Here is a 13,572-nt window from a genome sequence, read left to right on the forward strand (position 1 = left end):
GCGTGCCCGGCCTTCAGAATGCTGGGAACCGGGGGCGCAGCGCACGGCAGCGCTGGATGGCATGATATCGCCGGGGCCCCTGTGTGCCACGGTAGCGCGCGGGCCGGGACCGCGCGGCTCCCCGCAGCCCGCTGGCCTCAGCGTGCTGGTGCCGACGCCGGCGCTGCGGCCGGCGCGGTTGTGGGCTGCGTCACCGGCGCTGCGGGTGGCAGGGGTGGCGACAGCCCTTCCCACGGCCGTAGTTCGGCCGTCGGCGGCAATACCACGACGGAAAAGAGCACCGGACCGGGTGGCACGTCTTTGGGCGCTTCGGCGGATCTCGCACCGGGCGCGCGCGCGTCGCTGGCGGAGGTCAGGAAAAGCAGATCCAGCAGACGCTGACGCAGCTCCAGTTCCGCGAGTTGACGTGTGTCGGAGGAAACGTCATCCGCAGGAGTAACGGCGGGTACCGGAGCGCGCTCTGCAACGGTTGCTGGCTGCGGTTCTGCGGCGCTGGGCACTTCATCGGTGGCGGGTTGCGTAGTGGCGGTGCCAGCGGCACGCTCGCGGGCTTGCTGTTCGGCAATGCGTAGTAGCATGTCGAGTAGCACACGCTCGAGTTCCGCCTCTTCATCGTAGAGCTCACGCAGACGCCGATCGGGGCGGCCACGGCCAGCGGGCCTCGCTTCCGGCAGTACGGATTCTTCCCGCGGCTCAGTCTGCTCCCGCCTGGGCGCCGGGGCGGCAACCGCGTTGCCCCGCATGCCCCCCCCGGCGGCGGGCCCCGTGGCGGCACGATCACGAGAAGTACCCGTTGGCGGGTGCGGTCGTGACGCGGTGGGGGGGGGCGTGGTTGCCGGCCGCCCCGTCCTCTCCGTGGCTTTGGGGGTGGGATCTTCCACCTCCTGCGGTTGCATCCGAGCTCGCAGGCGCTCCAGTTCAAGCACCAGGCCAGATCGGAGCTGGTCCGGGTCGAGCTGCGCGAGGCGCTCGGTTGCGGCGGCACGGTTGACGGCTGCGGCAACCTGCAGCATCACGTCGGCGTCTGCAGCGCCGAGTCGCGTCTCGAAACGGACGCGCTCGCGCGAATTGGCCGCCAGCAGGGCGGTCAGGCGGGGCGCCACATCACCGGAGGCCACTCCGTACTGCGCAGTGAGGGTCACCGCTCCCCCTGGCGGAGTGGGCGGTAAAGTGTTTGCCTCAGTAAGCCCAGAACCCCCGTCCAGATCCAGAAAGCCCCTTAGGACACCTTGGTCCATCCGCCCATTTTCCCACTTGGACAACAGTGCTGCGGTTGCCTCGTACTGTGCATGGGTTTCCGGCTGGATCACGATGTGAATCACGGGACGGCCGGTTTCGTTCGCGACCAGGATGCCCGCAGAGTCCGACTCCACCGTGGCATCGCCACTGACTGGTCCCGCGTGTGAACCGTAGCTTTCGGTCAGCACATCCGCGACAACCTGCTCCCGCGCGAAAGATTCATCGCCACGATCGGGGAGGCGTCCCGCGGGGGGCGGCAGGGTTGCCGGCGGGAGTTCAGGGTGAATGCCGCTGCGTACCGCGGGTGTGGCCGCCACGGGGGACTCCGGTGGGGCATAACGTTCACCTTCGGAAGCCCGGCTGAGGGTCACAATCCGGTCCGTGGAAAGGGGTTCGTGAGCCGTCACACCGGGCGGCGAAACGCTCCCCGTGAGTGCGGAAGACTGTGGGTCAGGTTGCAGGGCGAGGTAGCCGACATAGACGCAGGCGATGAGGATCGCCGCGGCCGACGAATATTGCAGGGCGATCCGCAACGTGCGGTAGCGGTGTGGAATTGCGTCCGGCAGCAGGACGCGCCGCGCCGCCGCTGCGTGGATGCGCTCTGATAGATCGGCCGGTGCGGGGTGTCGTGGCAGGGCATGCACTGCGGCGCGCATTGCGCGCAAACCGGCCAGCAAGCCACGGGCCTCTTCGGACTCGGCCAGCCAGTGTTCGACTTCCGCCGAGCGACTGGCCTCGAGTTCTTCGTCGAGGTAGGCGGACAGGTCGGCCGCGAGTTGTTCATGCTCGCGCGCGGTCAACGGTATCCCTTTCCGGGCTGAGCAACTCGCGGAGCTGGAGTCGTCCGCGGTGGATCCGGCTCTTCACCGTGCCCACCGGAACTTCCAGTACTTCGGCGATGGTTGCGTAGTCCATATCTTCGAGGTCCTTCAGGATCACCGCGGCGCGAAACTCCGCATCGAGCAGCGCCAGGGCCCCGGCCACCCGGGCTTCGGTTTCCGCCTGCTCCAGGCCACGGGAGACAGCGGTCTGCTCCTCGTCCGCGCGTGCTGCCCCGCCCGCGCCCAGCAAGGTCGCGGTGCGTCGCAGCGTCTGCCGGCGGTGAGAAAGCGTGAGGTTCATGGCGATCCGAAACAGCCAGGTATAAAAGTTCGATCGTCCTGCAAACTGGTCCAGGGCCTCCAGTGCTCGCACAAAGGCCGATTGGGTCAGGTCCTGTGCATCGGCGTGGTTGTGACACATCCGATAACACGTGTTATAGATGCGCTCCTGGTAACGCTCGACCAGCGTACCGAACGCGGCAGACAGTCCGCGTTGTGCCCGTCGCACCAGCTCGGCGTCGCTGGGTTCGTTTTCATGCGCGGATCGATTCACAGCGATTTGTCTGCTGACTGCACCCGTTTGGACGCCACCCGGCCCGCAAAGTTCCCGGCACCTGGCAGCGCAGGGATGGGAAAATTGCGCCGGGCCCACCGCTGCCACGCTGACGGCGGTGCCCAGGCATGATATCCGATCCGGGTGTGCGTGTCGGGGCAGGGTTTCGGGAGCGATTACAGGACTTTTTCGGCCGGAATGCGCTCGCCGAACAACAGCTCGGCAAGCGCGCAGAGGCGTTCGCGCCGTGCGGCGTCGAGTCCGTTGCGGTTCGCGGTGCGCAGCGCGTGCTCGAAGTTGGCCGGAGTCAGGAGCAAGCTGGCTGGCTCGTTCAGGCGGCAGTGGCTCACCAGCACGCGAACATCGTCGGCCTCCGCGCGCGTGAGTTGCAGTTTGTCGAGGGCCTCGGCGAGGAAGTCGCGTGGTCGGTCAATGGGGCGACGGCGGCGCTCCGCGCGCTTTGCGATCAGACCCATGAACCAGAGCGTGCCGGCAAGTGCCAGCCCGGCGACGAACAGCCAGAACAGGTCGACCTGGGGTGGGCGTTCGTTGGTTAGTCCCTGGCGAATCGCCTGCAGGCGGCTGATGCGTTCACCGTCCACCGGCAAAGTTGCGAGCAGTGACACGGTCCATGCGGGCAGCGTCATGATGAGACTCCCGCGGTGCGGCGCCGCGTGCCCAAGGCGCGTACCTGGCGACCGGTGACATACCAGCGTGCAAAGGTGCGGAGCGGACCGGGCATTACGGCGAGTTGTCCGAGGGTCTGGACGGCGCCATCGGTCTCGAGTTGCGCGAGGGCGTAGGCCGCGGCGCGGCGAATTTCGGGGTCATCGATCCCCAACCAGCGGCTCAGCACGACGACGCGCTCATCGTCAGTGAAACCGAGCACCGTGACCCAGCGGGGCACGAGGGCGCGGGCTTCGCGCGGCAGGTCTGCGAGCGCCGGTCCGCCGGCGAACAGCCAGCGCGGGTGTTTGAGGAGACTGAGTGTCTTGCAGATGCCGGACTCGTCAAGCAGATAGGTGCAGGCGAGCATGGCAAGCAGATGCGTGCGGGTGCTCCAGGTCTGGAGGACATCGAGGGCGGCCTGTCGCCAAGTCGGTCGGCGCAATGCAAGCAGCAGAAAAGGGGCCAGTCGTGGATCATCCCAGGTCGGCAGGCGTTTTGTGACGACATAGGCCGCTGGTGAACGGCCCGCCTCGAGCGTCGCCCAGAGGGCTTCACCTAGCTCCGGGGCAAACCAGAGACAGGGCTCGAGCACATCGACCCGATGATGCAGGGCAAAGGTTCGCAGGGCTTCGCGCAAGGCGTCCACGATGTGAGCGCGCCGCTCCTGACTGGGCATATCCGGCAGTGGTTTCCGGCCGAAAGTAATGCCGGCCGCGATCTCATCCTCGGCGGCCAGGCGCAGTACACTTGCGGCAGCGGCATGCACCGGTTCAGCAGGCGAGCGCAACGTGTCGGCGACGAGATATGCCACCTGTGGCAACGGGTGTTCTCGCAGCAGTTCGAGCGCATTCTGCTGTGCGCGGGTGTTGCCGCGCAGGGCGAGTCCGGCGGCTTCAGCCAGAACCGGTCCGGCATCACGGACCTGCTTCTGGAGGGTCGCGGGGAGCTGGCCGTAGTTGGCGATCAGCGCGGCCCACGAGGTCGACCTGCCACGCTGCAGGAGGAGGTCGCAGAGGCGTTGCTGATAATGGGGCTCGGCGAACTCCAGGGCCGCCCCAAGCACGCGGTCGGCAGCGCTGCTTGGTTCGATCGCCAGCCAGTCGTAGAGTGCGTCGATACGATTCATTCATTGCCCGCGCAGGATTCGCCAAGCGCGCCGTACCCGCGTGCCGCGGGACGATTGCGCCACTGTCATCATCGGCTGGCGGCAGGTGGGGCTCGACCTACTTAGCCCGTTGTGTGGGGGCCGCGGTACACAGATTCGGATCCTGCGGACGGCCGGCGAACGAGTGGCGGCGAGCGGCTGGAATATCGGCCGTGGGGTGCCACTTTTTCGGCTACCCAACCGGAGAGTGTGAACATTTCCTACACTTGACCACGGAGGATGGAGACGCGCCGGCAGGCACGGAAGGCGTCGCGCTCTCCGCGTCGGCCGGGCGCTGCCCGGGGCGCTGCTTGAGTCCGGAAACCCGCGGAAGGGAGTCACGTCGATGAACGACTGGAAACGGAACTTCGTGGAACGCCTCGGGCGTGTGCAGTCCCACTGGGCTACGCAATTTGACTCCGCCTTGGATGAGTCCGTGCAGCCCGTTTTCGAGGATCTGCATGCATTCCTGCGCGAGAACGGCCTCGTCGCGAGCATGCCGTTGCGGAGCGACGGGCGGCGGTCGTACAAATTTGAACTGGCCGAGGACACGTACCTGCTGATCATCTTCCGATCGGCGGCCGTGGGCGAGTTCGAATTGAACGCGCAATGGTTTGTGCTGGGGAGCGAGCCGGTGCTGGAGAAGTCGCACGAGCGGGTCGCAACGCTGAATGCCGCGTGGGCGGAACGCTGCTTCCAGCGGGCACTCGACCGGTTCGTGGAGCTGCTGGGGCGGCCGGTGGCCGACACCGTACCGGCCCGCGAGGAGCTGGTCGCGGTATCCTAAGCGCTGGGGTACAGGGCTCCTCGACCGGTGGTGGTAGCCGCCTTCCGGGCTGTCCGGCTAGAATCCGGGCGGCTCGAAAGGAGGCACCCATGCCGACCACTTCGCTGGGCCTGACCACGACCCGGGCACCGTTCATCGAGCAGGCCCGGGCCTCCGATCAGCTCTTTATCACGCAACCGTACGAGCTGTACAGCGAAGATAACCATGCCACCTGGCAACGGCTGTACGCGCGTTTGCGACCGCGTTGGGAACGCTATGCCAACGCGCGCTTTCTCCAGGGGATCGAGAATCTGGCGCTGGACCCCGAACGCGTCCCGCGGCTCGAGGACATCAACCGTTTCCTGAGTCCGCTGAGCGGCTTCACCGCAAAGGCCGTGAGCGGCTACGTGCCCGCTTACCAGTTCTTCGATTGCCTGCGGTGCCGGGCGTTTCCGACCACGATTACGATCCGCGACGGCGCGACCCTCGATTATCTGCCCGAGCCGGACATCTTCCACGACGTCGCCGGCCATGTGCCCATGCACACGGACGCGGTCTTCGCCGATGTGCTGGTCCGGTTTGGCGAGGTGGCGCGGCGGGCGGCAGAGCTGGCGCGCGAAATCCGCGATGAGCACGAACGCACACGGGTCGTCGAGAGCAAGATCAAGGCGATGGCGCGTTTTTTCTGGTTCACCGTGGAGTTCGGTCTGATGCGCGACCGTGGCGGCTTGCGGGCTTACGGCAGCGGGCTGCTGAGTTCGTTCGGTGAATTGGAGCACTGCATCGAGTCGCCGGTCGTGCAGCGTTACCCTTTCCAGCTCGAGTGGGTGGTGAACCAGTACTTCGAGATCAACCATTACCAGCCGTTGCTGTTCATTGTCGATTCGTTTGACCATCTCTTCTCCCAGGTTGACGAGCTGGAGCGCTGGTTGCTGGACAGTCGGCTCAGCAATGTCAGCCCCGGCGAACCGCACGTGGACGAGGCCGACCTCCAGTCGTTCCTGCATGCGCAGCTCGATGGGTAAGCGCGTGGCATGACGTGGCGCTTGCGGGCGGGTACCATTCGCGCCCGAGTTCCACGGGATCACCATGACCACTGCTACCCCTGCCGATTCGCCGGTCCTCGTCTCACTGGCGGCGGTGACGTGGGATTTTCGGCTGGTCGGGCGCACGCGCATGCTCACCGAGGCGTGGCTGGCGGCTGGCGAGCCGACGTGCTTTGTGCAGGTGCCATCGCTGCGGACCGGGTGGGAACGCCTGCGGGACCGGCTGCGTGGTGCCGCTCTTCCGCACGTCGTACGGCCGTGGCCGACTTTTCCGGCGCGGTGGTGGCAGCGCATCGGTGCGCGCGGTGTCGGGGCCGCGGCGCGGGCGGCGGGCCGCGAGTTGCGGCGTCAGCTCGAGCGCAAACTGGACTTGCGCGCCGCGGTCGCCTTGGTGGTCACGCCGGGATGGGAACCCTGGCTCGATATGTTGCCGTTCGGACGGGTGGTGTACGACTGCATTGATGACCTCGCCGTACACGTGCCACGGAAGGAGTTGGCGCCACAATTCGCAGCGTGGGAGCGGGCCCTCGTGGCGCGGTCGAGCGGCGGGGTTGTCGTCGCGGAGCGCCTGGGCACGCGGCTTCGGGCCCAGCGTCCGGAACTTCCGCTGGCCACGATCCGTAACGGTGTGGATGCGGCGCTGTTTGCGGAGCGTGCGGCAGCGCTGCCGCGGCCGGTGGACGTGCCCGCGGATCGTAGCGTGGTTGGGTTTGTGGGAGCGCTGTACGAGTGGATCGACTGGGAGATGATCCGGGTGGTGGCGCACGCGCTGCCGGACGTCGCGTTTGTGCTGATCGGGCCGGAGGACGGGCGCGGCTCCCCCCACGTACTGGCGAGCCTCCCGAACGTACACCTGCTCGGACCGCGACCCTACGCGCAGGTACCGGCGTACATGGCGGCCTTCACGGCCGGTTGGGTGCCGTTCCTACAGGATGAAATCGGTGCGGCCGCGAACCCGGTGAAGATCTACGAGTACTTCGCGGTGGGTTGTCCCGTGGTGACGACGCCGGTGGCCGATACCGAACTGTTCGGAGATCTGGCGGTGGTCGTGCGGACGCCGGAGGAAGCGGTGGCGGCGCTGCGGACCGTGCTTTTGGAAGGGGCTGCCCGGGCGAGTGAACGGCGCGCGTTCGCGCGAGCCAACGACTGGAGCGTGCGGGCTCGGGAGTATGTAGCGTTCGTGCGAACGATCGGAAAGGGCAGTGCCTAGGTCGCACTCGTCCGGGCAGGGCTTCCCGCGGGGGGGTAAGAGGTGAGTATCAGCACTGGCGTGTGTTACGGATCGCGAGCTCGTACCCTTCGATCGTGCGCGTCGCCGCGGCCTCCCAGGTGAACTCTTCTGCGATACGCGATGCGAGGCGCGGCTCCGGGCCCGTGGCGAGCGCGGCGCGCACCGCCGCAGCGATGCTCTGCACATCGCCCGGTTCGGCATAATGCGCCTGCCCAGCGAAGTATTCCCGCGTACTGCCGCCGGGAGTGACCACCAGCGCGCAGCCGCACAGGCCGGCTTCCAGACTCGCGAGCCCCGGGGTTTCGTACCAGCTTACGCACGCATGCACGGTGGCGCGCTCGTAGAATCCGCGCAAGGCCTCTGCCGGCTGGGCAGGCACAAAGCGCACGTGCGCGGGGGCCACGCGGCGGCACGCGTCGTAGTATCCTTGGCTGTAGCGGCCGGGCTGGCCTACGAAAGTGAGTGGTATCTGCGTGTCCGCCAGCGCGTGCAGCAGAGCGAGCTGGTTCTTACGCGGCTCAATACGACCAATGCAGACCACCCCACTCCGCACGCCGGGGTTGCGCGGCAGGCCGAAGAGGTCCGCATCGGCGGCATTGGGCACGGGTACGACGGGACGCACCGTCCCGAAGCGGTCCGCGATCACATCCGCCTCGGTGCGGCTGTTGGGCAACAGCACGGCCATCGATTGCAAGAGCGCTACGGCCCGCTGCCGGAAGCTGAATCGCCCGGGGGTCCAGGTGGGCATGCGCCGCTGCTCGCAGCAGTGCAGCAGGTAGCGCTGGAACAGGCGCAGGTCCTGGTAACGGGAGCTGCCGACCCGCCTTGCGAGCCAACCCTGAACGCCCACCCGGGCTTGACGGTCGAACTCGTCACAGGGCCAGTAGATTGTGCTGAGCACGGCGGGCAGACCGGCCGCGGCAAGCCGGGCGGAATGCTCGGTGTTCTCCCAGAGCCGATCGAGGTGGAAGAGATGGGCGACATCGAAACCACCCAGGTCTTGGGGGCAGGTGTCGGCGAATTCGACCTCGACGCCGCGAGTGCGAACCGCGGCGGCCGTCTTCAGAATCTGGGTGGTGTCCCCGCCGGGGTGCTGGGTGAGGTTGCGTCGCACGAGCCAGAGCGCGCGCATGTCACTTGGACTCCAGCACGCGTTCACCAGGTGGATCGAAGGCCGCTTGGGTGAGCTGCCCGGTCAGGAGAACTTCGGCGATGCGTTCGCTCGCGCGGCCGTCTCCATAGACGTTCCGGGGGGTGGCCATCGCGGCATAACTGGCGCTGTCGGGGCGCAGCAGTTCCATGGCCGTGGCGACGATCGTGTCCGTGTCGGTACCGACGAGTCGTACCGCACCGGCGGCGATGGCCTCCGGCCGTTCGGTTTTTTCGCGCAGGACAAGGACGGGTTTACCGAGGGCGGGGGCCTCCTCCTGGATGCCGCCAGAGTCGGTGAGCACGAGCTCGGCGCGTTGCAACAGTGCGACGAAAGTGGCGTAATCCTGGGGCGCGACCAGCCGTACGCGGGGACAGTTGCCCAGCGTCGCGTGGGCGACTTCACGCACCTGCGGGTTAAGATGAACCGGGTAGAGCAGGCAGACATCCGTGTGTTGCTCCGCAATGCGGCGCAAGGCGGCGCAGATTGCACGGAATGGCGCGCCAAAGCTCTCGCGGCGGTGCGCGGTGACGAGGATGAGCCGGGCCGCGCCAGGATCAAGTTCCGGCGGCAGCGGGCGCGTCGCGACGCGCCTGGCCATCCAGCGCAGGGCATCGACGACCGTATTGCCCGTCAGGTAGATGCGCTCCGGCCGGATACCCTCGGTGCGCAGGTTGTCGGCCGCACCACGCGTCGGGACAAAGTGGTCGTCGGCGACCACACCGGTGACGCGCCGCTGTGCCTCCTCCGGGAACGGTGCGCGGCGGTCATGGGTCCGCAGGCCGGCTTCAACGTGGGCAACCCGCCTGCCCGCGAGAAAGCCCGCCAGCGCCGCCGCCATGACGGTCGTGGTGTCGCCCTGAACGACCACGGCGTCGGGCTGTGTGTCGGCCAGCACGGGGTGCAGGGCGAGCAGCAATCGGCCGAGCAACTCGGTGGGGTGCTGCCCCGGTTGCATGACCTGCAGATCGAGATCGGGCTGGAGGTCGAACGAGGCGAGGGTCTGGGCGAGCATTTCACGGTGCTGCCCGGTCGAGCAAAGGGTGAGCTGGGCCCCTTCCGGCCGCGCCCGCAGCGCATGCACCACCGGGGCGAGCTTGATGACCTCTGGCCGCGTGCCGAAAACGATCAGGATACGCTTCACCGGCCGGCCTCGCTGCGCAGAAGTGTGTGGGCGGCGAGCAGTAACTCCTGGGTGGTGTGAAGCTGCGCCGCGGTCGTACGCAAGTTGCCGACGGAAAGATGCAGAACGTACCGGCCGCGTAGGCGCGTATGCGAGATGAAGACGCGCCCGTCGGCGTTGACGAGCGCCAGCAGGCGTTCATTGAAGGCGTCTTGCTCCTCGGGTGGCAGCGGTGGGACAGCGCGGAAGCACACGGTGCCGAACGGGACGGGCGCGGAGAGCTCGAAATGCGACTGGCGCTCGATCCAGGCGGCGAAGTCGCGGGCGAGCCCGCACTGAAAGCGGATGCGTGCCTGCAGGCCACTGACGCCAAATGCTTTCAGTACCATCCAGAGTTTCAGGGATCGGAAACGCCGGCCGAGCTGCACGCCGTAATCCATCAGGTTCGTGACGCCGACTTCATTCGTCATCAGGTAATCAGGAATGACAGAGAAGGCCCGTCGCAGCAGGGCGGGTTCGCGAACGAAGAGCAGGGAGCAGTCCACCGGCACGAACAGCCACTTGTGCGGATTGGTAACGATCGAGTCCGCCAGCTCGATACCAGCGAAGAGCGGGCGGTACTCCGGACAGATGCTCGCTGCCAGTGCGTACGCCCCGTCCACGTGGAGCCACAGGTTCTCGCGCCGGGCGATGGCCGCGATCTCCGGCAGAGGGTCGACCGAGGTCGTCGAAGTGGTGCCGACGGTCGCCACGATGGCAAGTGGGTAGCGACCGGCGGCCTGGTCGGCCGCCAGCGCGGCTGCGAGCCGGTCCACGCGCAGCCGGAAGGCGCCGTCACTTTCGATGCGGCGGAGATTCTCCAGGCCGAGCCCGAGCGTAATCATCGCCTTGTCGATGGATGAGTGTGCCTGGTCGCTGCAATAGACCGTGAGGGGTGGAACGTCGGTGCGGCCGGCGAGACCGCGGCGCCGCAGCTCGAACGGGGCTCGTTCGCGTGCCGCGGCGAGGGCCAGCAGCGAACTGAGGGAGGCCGTGTCGTTGATGTGACCACAGAAGTCACCGGGTAGGCCGAGCATCTGGCGGTACCAGTCGCAGGCGTGTTCCTCGAGTTCGGTCTGCGCAGGTCCGGTGCGCCAGAGCATGGCATTGACATTCAGCGCCGCCGCGAGTGTTTCCGCGAGGATACCGGGGCCGGAGCCGGTCACCGGGAAATAGGCCATAAATCCGGGGTGATTCCAATGGGTTGTGCGGGGGGGAATCTGCCGCTCGAAATCCGCGAGGATTTCGTCGAGTGGCTCGCGCTCTTGCGGCGGTGTGGGCGGGAGCGCGCGGCGGAGATCGCCCGGAACCATGGACGGCAGGACCGGGTAGCGTTCGACTCCTTCGAGGTAGTCGGCAACCCAATCGGCGGCTTGGTGCATGGCCGCACGGAAGGCGGCGGGGTCCACGTCGCCAGGGTGGGGGGCCTGGGGGGGGCGAAGCGCAGGGTTGGCCGACTGCGCGGTGGGCGGCTGCGGGGTCTGGGGCGTACTGCTCATGGGGCCTCTCATGGGGCACCCCGCCAGTGGGGTTGATCAGAAAAATTCGCCGGAATCAGGTATTATTGGCCCGGGTCAAGGCGGCGTCTACCGGGTTGGGCGTGGGGCGCGGCTCTCGCGCTTGTGGCTTGGGTTGGGCGTGGGGGATTGCCGATAACCGGTGATAGGAGCGTGTTGTTGCTGCAGCGCTGCGCGAGGTGCCCGTGCCGAGTCCACGCCCGACGAATCCCGCTACGGCTGACGGTGAGTTGAGCCAGGAGTTTGCAGAGCGGCTGACGGGCCTCTCGGGCCGGGTCGGGGAACTGTGCAACGAGTTTGACCAGTTGCAGACCGTCTTGCGTAGCGAGACGGAAGCACTGGAGCGGCAACAGGTCGAGCTGTCCGAGTTGGTCGCACGCACCGAGGAGCGCGGCCGGGAGCTGCGTACCAAGACCGAGAAGCTCGACCGGATCGAGTCCGAGCTGCGGCGGCGGATGGAGGAATTGCAGACTCGGAAGCGGGAGTTCGACCAGCAACGCACCGCGTTCGAGGAACAGCGGGTTGCGTTCGAGTTGCGGCAGGGGGAGATCCAGGAACGGTCGCAGGCGTTCGAGGAAATCGAATCCGCCCTGAAGGAGCGCGAAGCGGAGTTGCAGGCGCGCGAGGAGGCCTGTGCAGTCCGGGCGCGCGAGTTAACCGCACAGGAAAACGGCTGCGGGGAGCGTGAGGCCGAGCTAGCCGAGCGGCGCAGCTACATCGAGGAATCACAGGAGACGCTCGGACACGAGGAAGAACAGGTTCGTAAGCGCGAGGCCGCGCTGGCCGCCCGCACCGAGATGCTCGAACAGCGTCGTGCTGAAGTGGTCAGTGAAGAAGAGCGACTGCTCCAGCGCGAGGCCGCACTTGCGGCGCGGGCCAAGGACTACCAGGGGCGACGGGCATTGCTGGCACAGAAGGGTGGTGCGAACCGGGAGGTGGGCGAGCCGCGGGACGCGCACCAGCAGCAGCGCGAGGCCGAGTTGGTCGCCCGCGTGCAGGAACTGGAATCGGTCGTCGCCGCGTTGCAGGCGGGGGCGGGCGATGCAGCCGCCCCTGAGGACGATGACGGCGTAGCGGAGCGGCAGGCGGCGCTCGCTCGGCGGGAGGCCGAACTGCACGCCTGGGAGGAACGGCTTGAGCAGCGTGCAACCGTCGGTGGTGGGGCGTCCCCGGACGGAGGCGCCGAGGAATTGCAGCACCGCAGCGGCGAATTGTCGCTGCAGCGTGAAACGCTGGCGCTGGAGGAGGAAGAACTGAAACTGCGTCGTGCACGGCTCGACGACTTCCGTGCACAGCTTGAAGCCGAGGAGAGCGGAATCGGACTGGCACACGATGGGCTTGCCAATCTTGCACCGGCCGAGGTCGCGGGTGACGCAGAAACGCCCCCCACCGAAGCAGCAGAAGAGCAGGTCGATGAATCTCAACTTTCCCCCCAGCAGCAGCAGAAGCTCCGCGTCCTGCGGCGCATCACCGGCGGCCGTGTGAGTGATCGTGACCTGCTGGCCCGCCTGGAGAGTGACGGTGCAGCGGATCCGGCCCCGGCGGAGCGGAAGAAGCGCAGCCGCTGGTGGGGCGGGTAACCAGCGTCCTGCGGGTGTTTGTCGCAGGGTCCACCGCGCGCGGTGCTGGAGGGACACGCTATACTGTCACTACGGTGTATGTTGCTGTTGCCGGCGCGTGCAGGGAGCCCGCGTGTCGCTCGATCTCGCCAAGCTGTACATCATTCATTACCCCGACCCGCGCCTGCGCAAGCGGAGTGCTGCGATCACGGAATTCGCCCCGGACCTTGCGGCGTTTGCCGCCCGGATGCACGAGTTGATGCGCACCGGGCGGGGTGTGGGGCTGGCCGCGCCGCAGGTCGGGGTGAACGTGCGGCTGTTCGTCCTGAACCCGACGGGTGAGCCGCAGGACGGGCTGACGCTCGTGAATCCGGAATTGCACGATCCGGAGGGGCTGGTCGAAGCCGAGGAGGGTTGCCTGTCCATCCCCGCCGTCGCGGTGCAGGTGCGGCGCGCGCAGCGGCTGCGTGTGACGGCGCAGGACGTTCAAGGTCGGCCGTTCGAATTCATCGCCGAAGATCTCGTCGCGCGCATCTGCCAGCATGAAACGGACCATCTCGAAGGCGTGCTCATTCTTGACAAGCAGGGGCCGACGGACGAGATCGCGAATCGCAAAGTGGTCCGCGCGCTCGAGGATGCGTGGCGGGAGCGTTACGGGCGCTTGCCGGTAGGCCGGCGCTGAACCCCGCGGCCGCTGCCCCGGCGCAGCCGGCCG

At 67.3% G+C, this 13,572-nt stretch carries 12 protein-coding genes; 5 read left to right on the forward strand and 7 right to left on the reverse strand.

The window, feature by feature from the left end; genetic code table 11:
- Positions 1–137: 137 nt before the first annotated feature.
- From IPM18_17685 to IPM18_17700, 4 genes are all read right to left on the reverse strand, one after another.
- Positions 138–2,039 (reverse strand): hypothetical protein, encoded by a 1,902-nt coding sequence (locus tag IPM18_17685; protein MBK9121414.1) that lies wholly within the window; start codon positions 2,037–2,039, stop codon positions 138–140.
- The gene (locus IPM18_17690) at positions 2,020–2,613 is read right to left on the reverse strand and encodes a sigma-70 family RNA polymerase sigma factor (GenBank protein MBK9121415.1); all 594 of its coding nucleotides are present in this window, start codon (positions 2,611–2,613) and stop codon (positions 2,020–2,022) included. Before IPM18_17690 ends, IPM18_17685 begins: the two co-directional genes overlap by 20 nt.
- A 176-nt stretch (positions 2,614–2,789) precedes the next feature.
- The gene (locus IPM18_17695; GenBank protein MBK9121416.1) at positions 2,790–3,260 is read right to left on the reverse strand and encodes a hypothetical protein; all 471 of its coding nucleotides are present in this window, start codon (positions 3,258–3,260) and stop codon (positions 2,790–2,792) included.
- Entirely contained in the window at positions 3,257–4,408 is a 1,152-nt protein-coding gene (locus IPM18_17700; GenBank protein MBK9121417.1) for a hypothetical protein, read from the reverse strand. Before IPM18_17700 ends, IPM18_17695 begins: the two co-directional genes overlap by 4 nt.
- Before the next feature lie 364 nt (positions 4,409–4,772).
- Here IPM18_17700 and IPM18_17705 point away from each other — a divergent pair, with 364 nt between their 5' ends.
- The 3 genes from IPM18_17705 (at position 4,773) to IPM18_17715 (ending at position 7,448) form a co-directional block, all read left to right on the forward strand.
- Positions 4,773–5,213 carry a hypothetical protein gene (locus tag IPM18_17705; GenBank protein MBK9121418.1) on the forward strand — a complete coding sequence of 147 codons (441 nt, stop codon included), beginning with the start codon at positions 4,773–4,775 and terminating at the stop codon, positions 5,211–5,213.
- Positions 5,214–5,302: 89 nt separating this feature from the next.
- Positions 5,303–6,217, forward strand: a complete 915-nt coding sequence (locus tag IPM18_17710) for a phenylalanine 4-monooxygenase (GenBank protein ID MBK9121419.1) — start codon at positions 5,303–5,305, stop codon at positions 6,215–6,217.
- Between the two features lie 64 nt (positions 6,218–6,281).
- Positions 6,282–7,448 (forward strand): glycosyltransferase, encoded by a 1,167-nt coding sequence (locus IPM18_17715; GenBank protein ID MBK9121420.1) that lies wholly within the window; start codon positions 6,282–6,284, stop codon positions 7,446–7,448.
- Between the two features lie 49 nt (positions 7,449–7,497).
- Here IPM18_17715 and IPM18_17720 read toward each other — a convergent pair whose 3' ends face one another.
- The 3 genes from IPM18_17720 to IPM18_17730 are packed head-to-tail and all read right to left on the reverse strand — an operon-like array spanning position 7,498 to position 11,280.
- Positions 7,498–8,601, reverse strand: coding sequence for a glycosyltransferase family 4 protein (locus IPM18_17720; GenBank protein MBK9121421.1), 1,104 nt, complete (start codon positions 8,599–8,601; stop codon positions 7,498–7,500).
- A 1-nt stretch (position 8,602) separates the two neighbouring features.
- Positions 8,603–9,763 carry a UDP-N-acetylglucosamine 2-epimerase (non-hydrolyzing) gene (gene wecB / locus IPM18_17725; protein MBK9121422.1) on the reverse strand — a complete coding sequence of 387 codons (1,161 nt, stop codon included), beginning with the start codon at positions 9,761–9,763 and terminating at the stop codon, positions 8,603–8,605.
- On the reverse strand, positions 9,760–11,280 hold the full coding sequence (locus tag IPM18_17730; GenBank protein MBK9121423.1) for an amino acid decarboxylase: 1,521 nt from the start codon (positions 11,278–11,280) through the stop codon (positions 9,760–9,762). Before IPM18_17730 ends, wecB begins: the two co-directional genes overlap by 4 nt.
- Before the next feature lie 203 nt (positions 11,281–11,483).
- On the opposite strand from IPM18_17730, the gene IPM18_17735 reads away from it, so the two are divergent.
- On the forward strand, positions 11,484–12,878 hold the full coding sequence (locus IPM18_17735) for a hypothetical protein (protein ID MBK9121424.1): 1,395 nt from the start codon (positions 11,484–11,486) through the stop codon (positions 12,876–12,878).
- 112 nt (positions 12,879–12,990) lie between these two features.
- Complete coding sequence (def, locus tag IPM18_17740) at positions 12,991–13,539, forward strand: peptide deformylase (GenBank protein ID MBK9121425.1); 549 nt, start codon at positions 12,991–12,993, stop codon at positions 13,537–13,539.
- Positions 13,540–13,572: the final 33 nt, after the last annotated feature.

It is taken from the genome of Phycisphaerales bacterium, assembly GCA_016716475.1.
In the GTDB taxonomy this organism is placed as follows: Bacteria; Planctomycetota; Phycisphaerae; order UBA1845; family Fen-1342; genus JADJWG01.